Here is a 14,443-nt window from a genome sequence, read left to right as displayed (position 1 = left end):
ATGCGGCTCACCGAACAGCAGTGGCGGGCAAGGCAGGACGCCCACGTCGAGCGGATGCGGCGGTGGACGGCGCCGCACCAGCGGCGCCGCAGCCGCGGCGAGAGGCACCCGGTGCTCGACTTCCTGTTCACCTACTACTCGCATCCGCCGGCACAGCTGGAGCGCTGGCAGCCGGGCCCCGGCGTCGTCCTCGGCGGCGCCGCGGCCCGCCGGTTCCTCGACCGCAAGGGCTACCGGGAGACCGACGGCGGGGTCGAGCTGGACCCGGCTGCCTTCACCGCCAAGCACGTCCGCCTGGCGCGGTACGTCCTCGGCCTGCTGGAGGCCACGGCGGGTCGTTCGCCGAGGCTCAGCTGTTTCGGCCTGCACGAGTGGGCCATGGTGTACCGCCAGCCGCCGGGGCAGGTCCGCCACGCGCAGCTGCCGCTGCGGCTGGGCTCGGCGGGCACGGACGCCGTCGTCGAGTCGCTGGAGGTGCGCTGCGGGCACTACGACGCGTTCCGGTTCTTCACCGAGGCGGCACGGCCTCGCAATGTCCTGCAACCGAGCAGGCAGACCCAGCCCGGCCTGGAGCAGCCGGGCTGCCTGCACGCCAACATGGACCTGTACAAATGGGCGTACAAGCTCGGCCCGTTCGTGCCGTCGGAGCTGCTCGGCGACTGCTTCGAGCTGGCCGCCGACATCCGGCTGCTCGACATGCGCGCCAGTCCCTACGACCTGTCGTCACTGGGTCACTCCCCCGTGCCCGTCGAGACGGCCAAGGGCCGGGCCGAGTACGCCAGGGCACAGGCGGCGTTCGCCCGCAGGGCGGCTCCCCTGCGGCAGCGCCTGATCCGGCACTATCGCCTCCTGCTCGACGAGGCCGCGCAGCGGACCGAATCTGCCTGACGGTCATCACATCCCCACCCCACACTCGCCTGATAGAGTGATAACGTTTTGATTTCGTAGACGGAGCGTGGGCACACGCTCCGCGGGCGGAGAGGACGTGAATGGGCCGGCACAGCCGGGTCGAGGACCAGGACCCCACTGCTGACAGCCTTTTCCGGAACAACCCCGGACCGCGGTCACACCCCGAGGACGCCTCCCAGCGACGCTGGGACGGCGTGCGCACGCCGCGGCAGGCCGGGCCCGGCTGGGACCCCCACCCGAACCCGGCCACCGGTGAGCAGCCGTGGATCCCGCGTACCGGAAACGCCGGTGAGGTGACGACCGCGCAGGCTCGCCGTGCGCGCCCGGCGAGCCAGGGACCGCGGCCCGCCCGCCGACGGGCGGCGTCCCCGCAGGCCACGCAGCAGCGGCCCGGGCGGCGGCAGGCAGGCGCGGAGGGGCGGCGTCCCGCGGGCAGCCGCCCGCAGGACACTCCGCGGGCCGCGGCCGCCACGCCTCGCACCGAACGGGACGAGGACCGCGGGGACAGCGCCACGACGACCACCACGGGGACGCACCGCGCGATCGGCAGGACCCGCAGGCGCGTCGCGGCGTGGCCCATCGCCTGCGCGGTGCTCGCCGCGCTGGTCGCGGCGGGCTGGTTCGGCTGGAACTGGGCGGACGGAGTGCTCGCCACGCGCGCCGAAGCCCAGGCGTCGGACTGCGCGGAGGGCGACGCCGCGATCCGGGTCCTCGCCGACCCCGGCGTCACCACGCCGGTGGCCGCGGCCGCGAAGTCGTGGAACGACGCCCGCAAGGTCGTGCACGGCCACTGCGTCCGCGTCGACGTCCAGGCGGTGCCCGCCGACCGCGTGCTCGACGAGCTGCTCGGCAAGACCGGCCGGTCGTACGTCGACGGCAGCGCGGCCGCGTGGGTGCCCGAGTCCTCCTCGGCGGTGGAGCGGCTGTCCTCCGCGAAGCCCGGCCTGATCGGCTCGCAGCCCGAGTCGGTGGCCTCCGGCCAGGGGGGCGACTACCCCTACGTGGGTCTCGCCCAGGACGGCATCGACGACGTCGAGCAGCGTGCGGCGCAGTCGTTCCGGGCGTTCCTGCTCGACTCCGCCCAGCGGGCGGCATTCACGAAGGCGGGCCTGTCCGCTCCGTGAGCGCACGGAGGACGGCCGCCGTGGGGTCGTCGGCGGGGTAGAACGACTCGATCGACAGCTCCGCCAGCGTCACGTCCAGCGGTGTGCCGAAGGTGGCGACCGTGCTGAAGAACGACAGCTCGCCCTGGCCGTGCCGCAGCCGTAGCGGCACCAGCAGGTCGCCGGGACCGGGTATCTCCACCTCCGGTGCGGGCGAGGCGCACGGGTAGTCGCGCAGCTCGGCCAGCAGGGCGGCCAGTGCGGGGTCGGCCGTCGCCGCGACCTCCCGGCGCAGCCTGCCCAGCAGGTGTGCTCGCCACTCCCCCAGGTTCACGATGCGCGGGGCCATCCCGTCCGGATGCAGCGTCGCGCGGAGGACGTTGACCGGAGGAGCCAGCAGCTCGGGCGCCACCCCGTCGGTGAGCAACGCGATGCAGTCGTTGGCGTCCACCAGGTTCCAGCCGCGGTCCACGACCGCGGCCGGGAACGGCTCGTGCCGCCGCAGCAACCTGCGCACCGCCTCCCGCACGGTGGACAGCTCCGGGTCGCCGAACGGGCTCTGTGAATACACCGGAGCGTAGCCCGCGGCGAGCAACAGCTGGTTGCGCTCGCGCAGTGGCACGTCCAGATGCTCGCCGAGCCGCAGCACCATCTCCCTGCTCGGCCGCGCCCGGCCCGTCTCGACGAAGCTCAGGTGCCGGGTGGACACCTCGGCCGCCAGTGCGAGGTCGAGCTGGCTGATGCGGCGGCGGTCGCGCCACTCCCGGAGGAGCTCGCCGACCGGCCTGCGGGCGGTGGTCACGGTGGTCACGCGTCGAACGCTACGGCCTGCCTCCTCGTCCGGGCCATTACCTGGCGCGTAATCGACGTGGCGCGCGGCGGCGGGCAGTGTTTCCGGCAGACGCCCCACAGCCCGTCCGTATAGGGCGTTATACATCACGGATGACCGAGAAGGGGATCTGCCATGCCCGACTACACGGCTCTCGCCGAGCGCTACATCGAGATCTGGAACACCACCGACGCCGACAAGCGCCGGGCTCTCGTGGAACGCCTGTTCACCCCGGACGCGACCTTCACCGACCCGGTCGGCAGCGTGTCCGGATGGGCCGGTATCGACGAGTTCGTCGGCGGCGCGCAGGCGCAGTTCGCCGGGCTGTCGTTCCGGCTCGGCGGCGCCGTGGACGGCCACCACGACCTCGCCCGGTTCCACTGGCACCTCGGCCCGGAGGGCATGGAACCGCTCGCGATCGGCTTCGACGTGATCGTCGCCGAGGGCGACGACAGGATCAGCAGCGTCTACGGGTTCCTCGACAAGGTGCCTGCCTGACCCGGCGGCGAGCCGAAGGGCACCCTGGGTGCACATCGCGTACCGAAGGTGCCCTTCGGCACGACCGCGGTGCTAACCGGTGCGGCGGGCGCTGCGGCGCTCGGACAACTCGTCCCGCACGACGGGTTCGAGACTGCCGCCGTCCGCCCGCTCCGCGGGGAACTCGTGGATGGTGCCGCTGATCTCCTGCATGGCCCCGCTGACGGCAATGCCGAACACGCCCTGCCCGCCCTGGAGTAAATCCACGATCTCCTCGGGCGAGGTGCACTCGTAGACGGTGGTGCCGTCGGAGAACAGCGTCACCCGCGCCAGGTCGCGGACGCCGCGTTCCCGCAGGTGATCCACCGCGACCCGGATGTTCTGCAGCGAGACGCCGGTGTCGAGCAGCCGCTTGACGATCTTGAGGACGAGGATGTCCTTGAACGAGTAGAGCCGCTGCGAGCCCGAGCCATGCGCGGTGCGGATACTGGGCTGGACGAGCTTGGTCCTGGCCCAGTAGTCGAGCTGCCGGTAGGTGATCCCGGCGATCTGGCACGCAGCGGGACCACGGTAGCCAACCAGCTCGTCCGGCAGCGAGGCGTCAGGGAAGAGCTCGCCCTGCTCACCCTGCTCGCCGTCGGCGGCCCTGACCGGGCTCTCGTCGACCACGCCATGCCTCCTCTCGCCCGGCCGCGCGGCCGGCGAAACAAGACCGCCGATCCCCGGAATGGGATCGACCGGTAGGACGATCGCACCGCCGGCCGCCGCGTGGACCGGCCTAATCACACCAGCGCGATTCATCTCCCCTCGACGGTATGCCCGCTCGCAGGGCCGGTCAACGCGACGCGCGGGGACCCTCAAGCCGATGTCGAGGGTATCGAGGTGGACCCGGATTACTTGTCCATGTTATTTTTTACTCATGCAGGTAAATCACGAGCAGCTCGGCCGCGGTCTCGGACTGACCGTCACGGAACAGGCGCGCCGGGCGCAGATCATCGAGGCGACCATCGACACGGTCGCCGAACTGGGCTACGGCCGGACGTCGTTCGCCAAGATCGTCGAGCGGGCGGGCCTGAGCAGCACCCGGATGATCTCCTACCACTTCCGCGGCAAGGACGAGCTGATGCTGGCCACCGCCGGCGCGATCGTCGACAACCAGGACTCCTTCCTCACCGAACGGCTGGCGGGAACCCGGGACCGCGTGGACATGCTCCGGACCTGGATCAGGGCGGAGGTGGCCTTCCTCGGAGCTCACCCCCGGCAGGCGCGGGCACTGCTGGAGATCGGCACCAACGCGCGCAGCACCGAGGGGCCACCGCTGCTGGACGCGGTGTGGCGGGACATGCGGGTGGGCCGTCTCGAACGGCAGCTGGCCCAGGGGCAACGAGAGGGAGTGTTCGGTGCGTTCGACGTCGAGGTGCTCGCGCTGGCGATCCGGCAGGCGATCGACGGGGTGGCGCTCCGGCTCGCCGCTGAACCGGAGCTCGACCTGGACACCTACGGCCGGCAGCTCGCCGACCTGTTCAGCAAGGCGGCGCGTGCGTGACGCGCCGCCTCAGGTGTCGGCGCCGCGGAAGTCCTCGGGCGAGACGGAGTCGAGGAACTCGCGGAACTTCTCGACCTCGTCCTCCTGCTCGTCCGGGATGATCAGCCCGGCTTCCTCGAGCACCGCGTCCTCCGCGTGGATCGGCACCCCGACCCGCAGCGCGAGCGCCACGGAGTCGCTGGGCCGGGCGGAGACGCGGACATCACCGTCGAAGACCAGCTCCGCGAAGAACGTGCCCTCGCGGAGATCGGTGATGATGACCTGCTGGAGCTCCCGGCCGAGTGCGCCGATGACCTCCTTCAGCAGGTCGTGGGTCAGCGGACGAGCCGGGCGGACGCCCTGCTGCTCCAACGCGATGGCCGTGGCCTCGACCGAGCCGATCCAGATCGGCAGGTACCGCTCGCCCTCGGTTTCCCGCAGCAACAAGATCGGCTGATTGGCGGGTAGCTCGACCCGTACGCCGACGACGCGCATCTCGCTCATCGGGCTTCGCCTCCCTCTCCTGCGCGCGGGCTGCAGCGCTGTCACGAGGATCTCGCATCGACACCGTCGACGCTACCCGTCATCTGGGCGCTGTGCTCGCTACGAAACTACTTGTGCCGGCCCGGTTCGCGAGCCTGGCTCTCACCGTACGGCATCCTCGGGGCGGTGGCGGGACATCGAAGTGCGGCGTCACGGACCTGACTCACGAAACGAACTCGCTTCGTGCTCATGCTACCCGCCGGTCACACCCCGGATGCCCGCCTTGACCAGCAATGTGTGCAACGTGACCGACAGCGCGGCGAGTTCGCGGACCAGTTCGTCGCCCCGGGCCCGCGCCTCGGCATCCCGGTGCCGGTACACCGGGGAGACGATCTGCTCCAGCAGGCCGACCTCGCGGTCGGCGGAGGCGCGGAACGCCCGCAGATGTCTCGGCTCGATACCGAAATCCGTCATGGCCTTGACGGTCTTGGCGATCTGCACGGCGTCGGCGTCGTAGAAGCCGGCCGCACCGGGCCGGACGAGGCCGTACTGGTGCAGCTCGGTCAGCAGCGCCGCGTCGATCCCCGCCTCGCCGAGCAGGTCCTCCTGGGTCAGCCGGAACTCGCGGGCGGGCGCGAAGTCGTCGGGACCGGGCATGGCCTTGGCCTCGCCGTTGGTCAGCGGGTCGCCCAACGGCACCAGCTTGCGCGGCAGGCGGGGCAGCGCGCCGGAGGGCTCCGCTCCCCTGTCGGCGGCGTCGAGCTGCTCCTTGATGACCTTCAGCGGCAGATAGTGGTCGCGCTGCGCGGCCAGCACGAAGCGCAGCCGCTCGACGTCGGCCGGGGAGAACTGCCGGTAGCCGGACGGGGTGCGGCCAGGCTGGACCAGGCCCTCGGACTCGAGGAACCTGATCTTCGAGATGGTGACGTCCGGGAAGTCCTTGCGCAGCTGCGCCAGCACGGCCCCGATGCTCAACCCGTCCCGCTGTGGCCGCCCGGCAGCCGTCACCGCTCCCCCTGACCCCCGTGGCCGGGGCCGGTGAGGAAGACGAGGCGGAACTTGCCGATCTGGACCTCGTCCCCGCCCGCGAGCACCGCCTGGTCCACCGGCTCGCGGTTGACGTACGTGCCGTTGAGGCTGCCCACGTCGATCACCACGAACTCTCCGCCCTCCCGGCGGAACTCGGCGTGCCGGCGGGACACGGTGACATCGTCGAGGAAGATGTCGCTGTCGGGGTGCCGGCCCGCGCTCGTGGTGTCACGATCGAGCAGGAAGCGCGAACCCGCGTTCGGGCCCCGCTTGACCACGAGCAGTGCGGAGCCCGACGGCAGCGCGTCGACGCCGGTGTCCTGCGGCTCCACGGCGGGCGCCTCCTGGCCTTCCGCCTCCGACAGGAAGTCGGCCCGGAAAACGGAGGTCCGCTCCGGAGACTGCTCCGGGGGAACGCCGGGCCCGTCGTTCGTGCTCACCTGAGCTCTCCTTACGCACTGAGAAGTCGTCATCGAAAACGTGGTGCTGCCAACGTACCGTGCCTGGTCGGGCACGGGTTGCCGGGCTCCCCCGATCAGCCGTCGGTCACGCGCTGATAGGCCTCGGCGTCCAGCAGCCCCTCGACGGTGCCCGCGTCGGTCAGCTTGAGCTCGATGAGCCAGCCCTCGCCGTACGGGTCGCTGTTGATCAGCTCGGGTGACTCGGCGACGGCGTCGTTGACGGCGACCACCTCGCCGTCGAGCGGCGCGAAGAGCTCGGAGACGCTCTTGGTCGACTCGACCTCGCCGAACACGTCGCCCGCGTCGAGCTGGCGGCCCACGTCGGGCAGGTCGACGAACACGACGTCGCCGAGCTGGTCCTGCGCGTACTCGGTGATCCCGACGCGCACCGTGTCCCCGTCGCGGACGGCGACCCACTCGTGCTCCTCGGTGTAGCGCAGCTCTTCCGGAGTGGTCAACTCCGTACCCCTTTCCTGGTCCGCACGCGGTTTTTCGTGCTGGGCATCTTCGCACAGTGCTACACGGCGCGAAGCGGAAGGAAACCTGTCATCGCCGACAAACCACGCGGCCGGCCTCAGGGGGCGCCCGCGCGGCGCCGGAGCGCCACCGCGCGCGCCGTCTGCAGGACGTACAGCGCGCCCGACCACACGTAGAGCACCCCGCCCCAGGTCGTGAACGCGTAGGCGAACGGCCGGGCGATCTCGGCCGCCGTGGAGTCGCCCTGGGTGAGCAGCAGCAAGGGGAAGGCGTACATCAGGTTGAACGTCGCGCCCTTGCCGACGTAGGTCACCTCGGGCGGCGCGAAACCGTGGCGCCGCAGCACGAGCAGTGCGACGCCGACCACGAGCTCGCGGCCGAGCAGGGCGGCCACGACCCACCACGGCACGATCTCGCGGGCCAGGAACGCCACGAGGGTGGCGACGATGTAGAGCCGGTCGGCGGCGGGGTCGAGCAACTGGCCGAGCCTGCTGGCCTGGTCGAGCCAGCGGGCGAGCTTGCCGTCGAGCCAGTCGGTCAGGGCGCTGAAGACCAGCACGGCCAGCGCCCAGCCGTCTTCCTGGGGACCGAGCAACAGCCAGAGGAACAGCGGCACCCCGGCCAGCCGCAGGATCGACAGCAGGTTGGGCACCATGAGCGCCTGCCGGGCCAGGGACGGCGGCGCCTCGCTGCCGGTGCTGATCGGCCGAGCGTCTGTCACCTGCTCACAGTATCCGGTGCGGGCCGCGGGGACGGTCAGGACCGCCTGCGGTAGCTCCAGCCCCTGCGGCGCAGGTCCTCGCCGGTCAGCGCCTGGGGGCGGCCGTGGCTGTCGGTGCCCATCCAGCGAGGACGGCCGGTCGCGCTCTCCAGCACGTACGGCCTGCCCTGGCTCCAGACGACGGTGCACGGGGTGGTGGGCGGCGAGCTCGCCGCCTCGGTCGCTGCGGGGGATCCGCTCCCGTTGTCTCGTTGCGTACTCATTGCTCTCTGTGTTCGGCTCTGGTGGTCAATAGTCGGGTAACCAGCTGCGGCGGCCCTACACACGAGCCGTTCGTCGCGTCACCCGGACCATCGGCCGACGGAGTCAAACTGTTAACCCGCAAGGCGAAACTTCACCCGGCCAATCGCGCCGGGCGGCGCACCCGCAGGTCATCGACCGTCCACACCGGACGCGAACGGTCCGCCCGGCTGCTACGCTGCGTAGCAACCGGGCGGACCGGCGCGCCGTCAGCCCTTGAGACCCGGGAAGTCCTCCTCGCGGAACTCCCCCTCGGGCCGGGCCTCGCCGTGCTCCTGCTCCTGGCCGCGCAGCTCCACCCTGCGGATCTTGCCGGAGATCGTCTTCGGCAGCTCCGCGAACTGCAGGCGGCGGATCCGCTTGTACGGCGCCAGGTGCCCGCGGCAGAACGCGAGGATGCTCTCGGCCGTCGCCGCGTCCGGCTCGTGGCCGCTCGCCAGGACCACATACGCCTTGGGCACGGCGAGCCGGATCGGATCCGGAGCGGGCACCACGGCCGCCTCGGCCACCGCCTCGTGCTCCAGCAGCACGCTCTCCAGCTCGAACGGCGAGATCCGGTAGTCGGAGGCCTTGAACACGTCGTCGGTGCGCCCGACGTAGGTGATGTAGCCGTTCTCGTCGATCGAACCGACGTCGCCGGTGTGGTAGAAGCCGCCCGCGAAGGCCGTGGCCGTGCGCTCCTCGTCGTCGGCGTAGCCCACCATGAGCCCCGTCGGCCGGTGCGCCAGGTCGAGGCAGATCTCGCCCTCGCTCGCCCGCTGCCCGCTCACCGGGTCCACCAGCGCGACGGTGAAGCCGGGCACGGCACGCCCCATCGACCCGGGCTTGACGTCCTGGCCGGGGGTGTTGGCGATCTGCACGCTCGTCTCGGTCTGCCCGAAGCCGTCCCGGATCGTCACGCCCCAGGCCTTGCGGACCTGCTCGATGACCTCGGGGTTGAGCGGCTCCCCCGCGCCGACCACCTTGGCGGGCGGGGTGGCGAGCGCGGTGAGGTCGGCCTGGATCAGCATGCGCCACACGGTCGGCGGCGCGCAGAAGCTGGTGATGCCGCAGCGCTGCATCTGCGCCAGCAGCGCGCCGGGGTCGAAGCGCGTGTAGTTGTAGAGGAACACCGTCGCCTCGGCGTTCCACGGCGCGAAGACGTTGCTCCACGCGTGTTTGGCCCAGCCCGGCGAGGAGATGTTGAGGTGCACGTCGCCGGGCTCCAGGCCGATCCAGTACATCGTCGACAGGTGCCCGACCGGGTAGGACACGTGTGTGTGCTGCACCAGCTTCGGCTTGGCGGTGGTACCCGAGGTGAAGTACAGCAGCAGCGGGTCGCTCGCCGCCGTGGCGCCGTCCGGGGTGAAGGCGTCGTCGGCGGCGTAGGCATCGGAGAACGACAGCCAGCCCTCGACCGGCTCACCGGCGACGATCCGCGTGTAGCCGCCGGGCACGTCGGCGAACTTCTCCGCGTCGGCGGAACGCACCACCACGTGCCGGGCGCCGCCCCGCTCGACCCGGTCGCGCAGGTCGGCGGCGCCCAGCAGGGTGGACGCGGGGATGATCACGGCGCCGAGCTTGATCGCGGCGAGGATCGTCTCCCAGAGCTCGCCCTGGTTGCCGAGCATGAGGATGAGCCGGTCGCCGCGCCGCACCCCGTGTCCGCGCAGCCAGTTGGCGACCTGGTTGGACCGGCGCGCCATCTCCGGGAAGGTCCAGCGGCTCTCGGACCCGTCCTCCTCGACGATCCACAGCGCGTACCGCTGCGCGTTGGCCGGATCGGCCGCGATCCGGTCGAACCAGTCGAGGGCCCAGTTGAACTCGGTGAACTCCGGCCACGCGAAGTTCGCGTACGCCGTGTCGTAGTCCTCGCGGTGAGTGAGCAGGAAGTCCCGCGCATCCCGGAAGGCCTTGTGCACCGCCGCAGCGTCGTTGCCCACGATGTCCCCTTCGTCCTCTGCTCGGTCGGTCGGTTCGTCTATTCGCCCGTGTAGTGAGGATCGCGTCGTTCGAGGAAGGCCTGTACCCCCTCCTGGAGATCCTTGCTGGGCAGGAATGCCGCGTTCCACGCCGAGACGTACCGCAGGCCCGCCCTGACCTGCTCCTCGGTGTTGGCCGCCAGCACGTCCTTGACACCCTGCACCACCAGCGGCGGGTTGGCAGCGATCTCGGCGGCCAGCTCCCGGGCGGCTGCCAGCACGGCCTCCTGGTCGGGGTGGACGTCGTTGACGAGACCGATGCGCTCGGCCCGCGCGGCGTCGATGTCACGGCCGGTCAGCGCCAGCTCACGCAGATGCCCCTCGCCGATGATCGCGCCCAGCCGCTGCAGGCTGCCGAGGTCGGCGACGATCGCCACCTTCACCTCGCGCACACTGAACTTCGCGTCGGCGCTGGCCAGCCGGACGTCGGCGGCGGCGATCACGTCGACGCCACCGCCGATACACCAGCCGGAGACCGCGGCGATCACCGGCTTGCGGGTGGCCGCGACCGAGCTCACTGCCTCCTGCAGCCTGCGGACCTCGCCGAGGAACGTCGTCCTCGGCCCGGCCAGCGCCTCACCGCCGAGGTACTCGGCCCAGCTCGGCAGCATCGCGGGCAGGTCGAGGCCGTAGGAGAAGTTCCTGCCGCTGCCGGTGAGCACGATCGCCCTGACCTCGGGGTCGGCGTCGAGTGCACCGAAGACCAGGGGCAGCTCGCGCCAGAAGTCGGGTCCCATCGCGTTGCCCTTGGACGGCCCGAGCAGCGTCACCTCGGCCACGTGCCCCTCGCGGTCCACCCGCAGCGAGACGAGATCGGTCAGGTTCTCGGCGGAATGTGTCATGGCTGTCATCCTGACTCACGTGGTTGACGCCGTGCCAACCACGGGCCACCCATTAGCCTGGCGGTAGTCCGGCGAGTGAGAGGACCGCGATCGCGATGAGCACTGCAACCGCGTTCGACGAGGGGCTGGACCCTGCGCGCCCCTCCATCCCCCCGGGCTCGAGGGGTGCGCGCCCGATCGAACTGGCCGGCTCGTTCGAGTTCGGCGGCCACCGGCTGGCCTACACCGAGTTCGGCGCGGGGCCGCAGGTCGTGGTGCTGACGCACGGCATCATGTTCAGCCGCCGCATGCACGCGCCGCTGGCCCGCGCGCTGGCGGCCGACGGCTACCGGGTGGTCACCCTGGATCTGCTCGGGCACGGCGACTCGGACCGGCCCGGCGAGTCGTGGCACTACTCGATGCCCGACTTCGCCGCCCAGACCCTGGCGCTGCTGGATCACCTCGGAATCGAGCGGGCCGTGGTCGGCGGCACGTCGCTGGGCGCCAACGTGGCACTGGAGGTGGCGGTGGTGGCGCCCGAGCGGGTGCGCGGTCTCGTCGTCGAGATGCCGGTACTGGACAACGCGCTGGTGGCGGGCCTGCTGACGTTCGGCCCGCTGCTGTTCGCCGCCCGGTTCGTGCCGATCGCGGTGCGCGCCGTGGGTGCGCTCGCGCGGCTGGTGCCGCACGGCAACCAGTGGGTCGACGTGGTCACCGACACGCTCGACCAGCGTCCCGAGGCCATGGCGGCGCTGCTGCACGGGGTGTTCTTCGGCCGCATCGCCCCGCCGAAGTCGGTCCGCGGCGGCATCGCCACGCCAGCGCTGGTGATCGGGCACGAGGGCGACCCGGTGCACCCCTTCGGCGACGCGGGCTCGCTGGCCGAGGACCTGCCGGACGCGGAGTTCGTGAAGGCCACGAGCCCGGTGGAGCTGCGGCTGCAGCCGACCCGCCTGACCGGGCAGATCAGCGCCTTCGTCGGCCGTTGCTACGGACGCTGAGCGAGGTCGACGACGGGGCCGATCACGGTGACGGCGGGCGGTTTGATCCCCGCCTCGGCGGCGTCGGCCGCGATGCCCTTGAGGGTGGAGCGCACCACCCGTTGTGTGCGCAGGGTGCCCTCCTGGATCATCGCCACCGGCGTGTCCCCGGGACGGCCCGCCGCCACGAGCGCGTCGGCGAACTGCTCGATCCGCTCGACGCCCATCATGAGCACGATCGTGCCGCGCAGCCTGCCGAGCGCGTCCCAGTCCGTCAGCGACTGCGGGTGGCCGGGCGGCACATGTCCGGAGACGACCACGACCTCGTGCGTGACCCCGCGGTGGGTCACCGGGATGTCCGCGACGGCGGGCACGGCGAACGCGCTGGTGATGCCGGGCACGATCGTGACCGGCACCCCGGCCTCGGCGCAGGCCAGCACCTCCTCGAAGCCCCTGCCGAAGACGTAGGGGTCGCCGCCCTTGAGCCGGACGACGAACTTGCCCGCCTTCGCGTTGTCGACGAGCGTGCTGTTGATCACGTCCTGGCTGGCCGCGCGGCCGTAGGGGATCTTGGCCGCGTCCACCACCTCGACGTGCGGCGGCAGCTCGTCCAGCAGCTCCCGCGGCGCGAGCCGGTCGGTCACGACGACGTCGGCCCTGCCGAGCAGGCGCCTGCCCCGCACGGTGATCAGCTCCGGGTCGCCGGGCCCGCCGCCGACGAGGGCCACGCCGGGCAGCAGCGGCTCGCCCTCGCCGCCGCCGGCACCCGGGTCGGCGACGACACCGGTGCGCAGGGCGTCGAGCACGTTGTCCCGGACGGTGGCGGAGCGGCGGTGGGTCCCGCCCGCCAGCACGCCGACGAGCAGGCCGTCGTGCTCCCCGGCGGCCGGAGTGACCGCGCTGCCCTCCTGCCCGGCGTCGGCCCGCACGCAGAACAGGTGCGCCCGCTCGGCGTCCGCGCAGATCGCGGCGTTGACCTCAGGGTCGTCGGTGCAGGCCAGCACGTACCAGGCTCCGGTGAGGTCACCGGCGGCGTAGCGGCGCCGGTGCCAGGTGATCTCGCCCGCGTCGGCCATCGCGCTCACCGACGGCGTGGTCTCCGGGGAGATCAGCTCCACCACGGCCCCCGCGGCGACGAGCCGGGGCAGTCGCCGCTGGGCGACCGTGCCGCCGCCGGCCACGACGACCTTCCGGCCCGCCAGATCCAGTCCGACCAGGTAGTGCTGCTCCTCCGCCATGCGCCAAGCATGCCGTCCGCCCCTGGAGGGTGCGCGGTCAGGGTTGCGGCAGTGTGAGCAGCTCCTCGTTGCCGGCCGCCCGCGCGGGCTCGCGCGCCGCGGCCCGCCGGCTCACGCACCGCGGCGCGCGGCGGGATAGGGCAGCAGCGCCATCTCCCTGGCGTTCTTGATCGCGGTGGCGACCTGCTTCTGCTCCTGCGGGCTGAGCCCGGTGACGCGGCGGGCGCGGATCTTGCCCCGGTCGGAGATGAACTGCCGCAGCAGGGCGGTGTCCTTCCAGTCCACCTCCCGCACACCGTTGGCCCGCAGCAGGTTGCGCTTGCGCTTGGCGACGCGCGGCTCACGCCTGCTCATGGTCGGCTCCCTTCCTCGTCACCAGCTGGACTTGGTCACGCCGGGCAGCTCGCCGCGGTGGGCCAGCTCGCGCAGGCGGATCCGGGACAGGCCGAACGCGCGGAAGTACCCGCGGGGCCTGCCGTCGACGGCGTCCCGGTTGCGCAGCCGGGTCGGGCTCGCGTCGCGGGGCATGGCCTGCAGGGCCGACACCGCCGCCGCCCGCTGCTCGGGTGCCGTGTGCGGCGAGCGGACGAGCGCCTTCAGTTCGGCCCGCCGCCCGGCGTGCCGGGCGACGATCGCCCGCCGCTGGGCGTCGCGCGCGATCTTCGACTTCTTCGCCATCAGCGCTCCTCCCGGAACTCGACGTGGCGGCGTACCACGGGGTCGAACTTGCGCAGCACCATGCGGTCGGGATCGTTGCGCTTGTTCTTGCGGGTCACGTAGGTGTAGCCGGTGCCGGCCGTGGAGCGCAGCTTGATGATCGGCCGGATGTCGTTGCGTGCCATGTCTAGAGCCGCACCCCCTTGGCGCGCAGCTCGGCCACCACCGCGTCGATGCCGCGCTTGTCGATGGTCTTCATTCCCTTCACCGACACCCGCAGGCGCACCCAGCGACCCTCGCTGGGCACCCAGTAGCGCCGGGTCTGCAGGTTCGGCTCCCAGCGCCGCGACGTGCGCGTGTGCGAGTGCGACACCTGCTTGCCGTAACCCGGCCTCCGGCCGGTGACCTGGCAAACAGCGGACACAAGCCCTCCCTGATTGCTAGTGATTATCGTTTTCATTTACAGTACATG

20 protein-coding genes are annotated in these 14,443 nt (G+C 71.7%); 5 read left to right on the top strand and 15 right to left on the bottom strand.

Going from position 1 to position 14,443, the window contains the following annotated elements; genetic code table 11:
• Together BAY60_RS22240 and BAY60_RS38525 are read left to right on the top strand one after the other, a co-directional pair.
• Positions 1–888, top strand: a complete 888-nt coding sequence (locus BAY60_RS22240; protein ID WP_112282992.1) for a 3-methyladenine DNA glycosylase — start codon at positions 1–3, stop codon at positions 886–888.
• A gap of 101 nt (positions 889–989) precedes the next feature.
• Positions 990–2,033 carry a hypothetical protein gene (locus BAY60_RS38525; protein WP_342769785.1) on the top strand — a complete coding sequence of 348 codons (1,044 nt, stop codon included), beginning with the start codon at positions 990–992 and terminating at the stop codon, positions 2,031–2,033.
• Here the strand turns inward: BAY60_RS38525 and BAY60_RS22230 are convergent.
• Positions 2,005–2,823: a helix-turn-helix domain-containing protein gene (locus BAY60_RS22230; protein WP_245992747.1), complete on the bottom strand. Its 819-nt coding sequence runs from the start codon at positions 2,821–2,823 to the stop codon at positions 2,005–2,007. The two genes, BAY60_RS38525 and BAY60_RS22230, sit on opposite strands and share 29 nt — an antisense overlap.
• A 153-nt stretch (positions 2,824–2,976) precedes the next feature.
• Here BAY60_RS22230 and BAY60_RS22225 point away from each other — a divergent pair, with 153 nt between their 5' ends.
• Positions 2,977–3,339: a nuclear transport factor 2 family protein gene (locus tag BAY60_RS22225; protein WP_112282990.1), complete on the top strand. Its 363-nt coding sequence runs from the start codon at positions 2,977–2,979 to the stop codon at positions 3,337–3,339.
• A gap of 72 nt (positions 3,340–3,411) precedes the next feature.
• Here the strand turns inward: BAY60_RS22225 and BAY60_RS22220 are convergent, their stop codons facing one another.
• Entirely contained in the window at positions 3,412–3,987 is a 576-nt protein-coding gene (locus BAY60_RS22220; RefSeq protein ID WP_112282989.1) for a MerR family transcriptional regulator, read from the bottom strand.
• Between the two features lie 250 nt (positions 3,988–4,237).
• Here BAY60_RS22220 and BAY60_RS22215 point away from each other — a divergent pair, with 250 nt between their 5' ends.
• Positions 4,238–4,864 carry a TetR/AcrR family transcriptional regulator gene (locus BAY60_RS22215; RefSeq protein ID WP_112282988.1) on the top strand — a complete coding sequence of 209 codons (627 nt, stop codon included), beginning with the start codon at positions 4,238–4,240 and terminating at the stop codon, positions 4,862–4,864.
• 9 nt (positions 4,865–4,873) lie between these two features.
• Here the strand turns inward: BAY60_RS22215 and BAY60_RS22210 are convergent, their stop codons facing one another.
• The 8 genes from BAY60_RS22210 to BAY60_RS22175 all read right to left on the bottom strand — a co-directional run bounded on the left by BAY60_RS22210 (position 4,874) and on the right by BAY60_RS22175 (position 11,117).
• Positions 4,874–5,347 (bottom strand): bifunctional nuclease family protein, encoded by a 474-nt coding sequence (locus BAY60_RS22210; protein WP_112282987.1) that lies wholly within the window; start codon positions 5,345–5,347, stop codon positions 4,874–4,876.
• 231 nt (positions 5,348–5,578) lie between these two features.
• The gene (gene ftsR, locus BAY60_RS22205) at positions 5,579–6,334 is read right to left on the bottom strand and encodes a transcriptional regulator FtsR (protein WP_170160506.1); all 756 of its coding nucleotides are present in this window, start codon (positions 6,332–6,334) and stop codon (positions 5,579–5,581) included.
• Positions 6,331–6,795, bottom strand: a complete 465-nt coding sequence (gene garA, locus BAY60_RS22200) for a glycogen accumulation regulator GarA (RefSeq protein ID WP_112282985.1) — start codon at positions 6,793–6,795, stop codon at positions 6,331–6,333. Before garA ends, ftsR begins: the two co-directional genes overlap by 4 nt.
• 95 nt (positions 6,796–6,890) lie before the next feature.
• Positions 6,891–7,274 (bottom strand): glycine cleavage system protein GcvH, encoded by a 384-nt coding sequence (gcvH, locus tag BAY60_RS22195; protein ID WP_112282984.1) that lies wholly within the window; start codon positions 7,272–7,274, stop codon positions 6,891–6,893.
• A gap of 116 nt (positions 7,275–7,390) precedes the next feature.
• Positions 7,391–7,948 (bottom strand): cardiolipin synthase ClsA, encoded by a 558-nt coding sequence (gene clsA / locus BAY60_RS22190; protein WP_112283525.1) that lies wholly within the window; start codon positions 7,946–7,948, stop codon positions 7,391–7,393.
• A gap of 101 nt (positions 7,949–8,049) precedes the next feature.
• Positions 8,050–8,277 (bottom strand): hypothetical protein, encoded by a 228-nt coding sequence (locus BAY60_RS22185; RefSeq protein ID WP_112282983.1) that lies wholly within the window; start codon positions 8,275–8,277, stop codon positions 8,050–8,052.
• Between the two features lie 246 nt (positions 8,278–8,523).
• On the bottom strand, positions 8,524–10,236 hold the full coding sequence (locus BAY60_RS22180) for an AMP-binding protein (RefSeq protein ID WP_112282982.1): 1,713 nt from the start codon (positions 10,234–10,236) through the stop codon (positions 8,524–8,526).
• 38 nt (positions 10,237–10,274) lie between these two features.
• Entirely contained in the window at positions 10,275–11,117 is an 843-nt protein-coding gene (locus BAY60_RS22175; protein ID WP_112282981.1) for a crotonase/enoyl-CoA hydratase family protein, read from the bottom strand.
• 95 nt (positions 11,118–11,212) lie between these two features.
• On the opposite strand from BAY60_RS22175, the gene BAY60_RS22170 reads away from it, so the two are divergent.
• Positions 11,213–12,097 carry an alpha/beta fold hydrolase gene (locus tag BAY60_RS22170; protein ID WP_112282980.1) on the top strand — a complete coding sequence of 295 codons (885 nt, stop codon included), beginning with the start codon at positions 11,213–11,215 and terminating at the stop codon, positions 12,095–12,097.
• Here BAY60_RS22170 and cobA read toward each other — a convergent pair.
• The 5 genes from cobA to rpmB form a co-directional block, all read right to left on the bottom strand.
• Positions 12,085–13,314, bottom strand: coding sequence for a uroporphyrinogen-III C-methyltransferase (cobA, locus tag BAY60_RS22165; protein ID WP_112282979.1), 1,230 nt, complete (start codon positions 13,312–13,314; stop codon positions 12,085–12,087). The genes BAY60_RS22170 and cobA overlap by 13 nt on opposite strands.
• Before the next feature lie 111 nt (positions 13,315–13,425).
• Positions 13,426–13,668 carry a 30S ribosomal protein S18 gene (gene rpsR / locus BAY60_RS22160; protein ID WP_112282978.1) on the bottom strand — a complete coding sequence of 81 codons (243 nt, stop codon included), beginning with the start codon at positions 13,666–13,668 and terminating at the stop codon, positions 13,426–13,428.
• A gap of 18 nt (positions 13,669–13,686) precedes the next feature.
• Positions 13,687–13,992: a 30S ribosomal protein S14 gene (rpsN, locus tag BAY60_RS22155; protein ID WP_112282977.1), complete on the bottom strand. Its 306-nt coding sequence runs from the start codon at positions 13,990–13,992 to the stop codon at positions 13,687–13,689.
• Positions 13,992–14,156 carry a 50S ribosomal protein L33 gene (rpmG, locus tag BAY60_RS22150; RefSeq protein ID WP_112282976.1) on the bottom strand — a complete coding sequence of 55 codons (165 nt, stop codon included), beginning with the start codon at positions 14,154–14,156 and terminating at the stop codon, positions 13,992–13,994. Before rpmG ends, rpsN begins: the two co-directional genes overlap by 1 nt.
• Before the next feature lie 2 nt (positions 14,157–14,158).
• Positions 14,159–14,395, bottom strand: a complete 237-nt coding sequence (rpmB, locus tag BAY60_RS22145; protein ID WP_112282975.1) for a 50S ribosomal protein L28 — start codon at positions 14,393–14,395, stop codon at positions 14,159–14,161.
• Between the last annotated feature and the right edge of the window lie 48 nt (positions 14,396–14,443).

The organism is Prauserella muralis, from assembly GCF_003202285.1.
GTDB lineage: Bacteria > Actinomycetota > Actinomycetes > Mycobacteriales > Pseudonocardiaceae > Prauserella_B > Prauserella_B muralis.
The sequence above is the reverse complement of the archived record's forward strand: the minus strand, read 5'-3'. Positions and strand labels throughout refer to the sequence as shown.

Bases quoted from the DNA above. Each gene is read 5' to 3' on its own strand.
- BAY60_RS22240 (WP_112282992.1), top strand. From the start codon at position 1: ATGCGGCTCACCGAACAGCAGTGGCGGGCAAGGCAGGACGCCCACGTC.
- BAY60_RS38525 (WP_342769785.1), top strand. From the start codon at position 990: ATGGGCCGGCACAGCCGGGTCGAGGACCAGGACCCCACTGCTGACAGC.
- BAY60_RS22225 (WP_112282990.1), top strand. From the start codon at position 2,977: ATGCCCGACTACACGGCTCTCGCCGAGCGCTACATCGAGATCTGGAAC.
- BAY60_RS22215 (WP_112282988.1), top strand. From the start codon at position 4,238: ATGCAGGTAAATCACGAGCAGCTCGGCCGCGGTCTCGGACTGACCGTC.
- BAY60_RS22210 (WP_112282987.1), bottom strand. From the start codon at position 5,347: ATGAGCGAGATGCGCGTCGTCGGCGTACGGGTCGAGCTACCCGCCAAT.
- clsA (WP_112283525.1), bottom strand. From the start codon at position 7,948: ATGGTGCCCAACCTGCTGTCGATCCTGCGGCTGGCCGGGGTGCCGCTG.
- BAY60_RS22185 (WP_112282983.1), bottom strand. From the start codon at position 8,277: ATGAGTACGCAACGAGACAACGGGAGCGGATCCCCCGCAGCGACCGAG.
- BAY60_RS22175 (WP_112282981.1), bottom strand. From the start codon at position 11,117: ATGACACATTCCGCCGAGAACCTGACCGATCTCGTCTCGCTGCGGGTG.
- BAY60_RS22170 (WP_112282980.1), top strand. From the start codon at position 11,213: ATGAGCACTGCAACCGCGTTCGACGAGGGGCTGGACCCTGCGCGCCCC.
- cobA (WP_112282979.1), bottom strand. From the start codon at position 13,314: ATGGCGGAGGAGCAGCACTACCTGGTCGGACTGGATCTGGCGGGCCGG.
- rpsR (WP_112282978.1), bottom strand. From the start codon at position 13,668: ATGAGCAGGCGTGAGCCGCGCGTCGCCAAGCGCAAGCGCAACCTGCTG.
- rpsN (WP_112282977.1), bottom strand. From the start codon at position 13,992: ATGGCGAAGAAGTCGAAGATCGCGCGCGACGCCCAGCGGCGGGCGATC.
- rpmG (WP_112282976.1), bottom strand. From the start codon at position 14,156: ATGGCACGCAACGACATCCGGCCGATCATCAAGCTGCGCTCCACGGCC.